This window comes from Moorena sp. SIO4E2, assembly GCF_010671945.1.
In the GTDB taxonomy this organism is placed as follows: Bacteria; Cyanobacteriota; Cyanobacteriia; order Cyanobacteriales; family Coleofasciculaceae; genus Moorena; species Moorena producens.
In genome coordinates this window covers 1-1688 of record NZ_JAAHIE010001117.1, presented here as the reverse complement: position 1 = coordinate 1688, position 1688 = coordinate 1, and the positions used below count along the sequence as shown (strand labels likewise).

At 44.2% G+C, this 1688-nt stretch carries 3 protein-coding genes; 2 read left to right on the top strand and 1 reads right to left on the bottom strand.

Translation table 11 applies throughout. The features are described from left to right. Positions 1-315 precede the first annotated feature (315 nt). Positions 316-888 carry a Uma2 family endonuclease gene (locus F6K37_RS41275; RefSeq protein WP_287257068.1) on the top strand — a complete coding sequence of 191 codons (573 nt, stop codon included), beginning with the start codon at positions 316-318 and terminating at the stop codon, positions 886-888. Positions 889-1133: 245 nt separating this feature from the next. Here F6K37_RS41275 and F6K37_RS41270 read toward each other — a convergent pair whose 3' ends face one another. Beyond that, positions 1134-1391, bottom strand: a complete 258-nt coding sequence (locus tag F6K37_RS41270; protein ID WP_287257067.1) for a hypothetical protein — start codon at positions 1389-1391, stop codon at positions 1134-1136. 21 nt (positions 1392-1412) lie between these two features. Here F6K37_RS41270 and F6K37_RS41265 point away from each other — a divergent pair, with 21 nt between their 5' ends. Beyond that, entirely contained in the window at positions 1413-1601 is a 189-nt protein-coding gene (locus tag F6K37_RS41265; RefSeq protein ID WP_009149490.1) for a hypothetical protein, read from the top strand. Positions 1602-1688 lie beyond the last annotated feature (87 nt).

Below are 1688 nucleotides of genomic sequence, written 5' to 3'. Positions count from 1 at the left end.
TCTGGAACACTGGCACCGATGGGCTTGACATCAAGCATTTCTCTTTCTCCTTTTAGGTCCCAACTCTTACCATATCGTCAATGCTTTTACTCATTTTTTTGTTAAGCAATATTTCGCCAGCAGCATCCGCCCCGTAACGCACCGCCCAAGGACTCGCCCTCATGTTCCGCCTCTTCGCGCCTGGTTGGGACAGCCCGCCTGGGAATGAAACGGGCAAGATGCCCATTCCACCAAGATGCCTATTCCACCCACCAGATCAAACAGCAAAAGTGATATGAACCCATTAGTATAGAGCTACATCCACGGAGTATAATTATGAATCAGGCAGTAAATGAGAGAGTATGCTGGACTATTCATGACCTAGAATTGCTACCAGAAAATGAAGGAACACGCTACGAAATCATTGATGGAGAATTATTTGTGACTAGAGCGCCTCATACTAAACATCAGCAAACCTGTGGCAAAATTTTTCGACAGCTAGATGCTTGGTCTGAAGCAAGTGGTTTAGGAGAATCTATTCCTAGTCCCGGTGTCCTTTTTTCCGAATCAGATAATGTTATTCCTGATGTCGTTTGGGTTACTCAAGAAACCTATAGATTAACGTTAGACAAATCTGGACATCTAACTGGTGCCCCAGAATTAGCTGTCGAAGTTTTATCTGCTAGTCAACAAGACCAAAGGCGAGACCGAGAAGCTAAACTAAAACTTTACTCTTCCCGAGGCGTCAAAGAATATTGGATTGCTGATTGGAGGTCTCGCAATCTCCAAGTCTATCGCCGGGAAAACAGTCAGCTCAAATTAGTAGCAACCCTGTTCAGCCAAGATACCCTAACCTCTCCCATACTACCTGGTTTTAGTTGTACTGTGGCTCAGCTTTTTCCTAAATAAAAGGGAGTCGGGAATCGGGAGTCGGGAATCGGGAGTCGGGAAAAAAAATTATGTAAGGATATGCGCTACGCCCACGCTACGCGAACAGCTGTCAGCCGTCAGCCGTCAGCTTAAAATATAGCGTTTATCGCAGTTATGAGGTACGCTTCTCAACCTCAAAGTCCCCCGAGCGAGGGATTGCTCGCTCGGGGGATTTAGGGGGATAATAGGTACCTTATGGGATATATAATTGCTATAAATCTCTTTTATTCAAAAGCTGAAAGCTGATAGCTGAAAGCTGAAAGCTGATAGCTGAAAGCTGATAGCTGATAGCTGATAGCTGATAGCTGATAGCTGATAGCTGATAGCTGATAGCTGATAGCTGATAGCTGATAGCTGATAGCTGATAGCTGATAGCTGATAGCTGATAGCTTGCGACCGCATTTCTTTACATTACCCCTCAAACAAAAATCTAAAAACCCTTGACAACTTAAAATATAATCATTACGATTATAAATGTACACCAAAAGCAAAAGGTTCACCTTATGCCATCAGAATTTCCAACAAATTCAGAGAACAATCCAGACGATTCTTCCAACAAAAAAATCCGTGTTCAGCACATTTTGAAGGGCGACCGCAAGGCAATAACTAATACCATGCATACCCTCTATGCAATGGGCTACGCCGAAATATCCGAGTGGACTCCTCTGCAGCGTGCGGCTTGTTCTGAGTAGGAGCAACTCGTAGTAGAGTAGGTTATGACTCAGGTAACTCGCGGAATAACATCCCAAAGGTTATAACTATTCATCAGGATGGCGGTG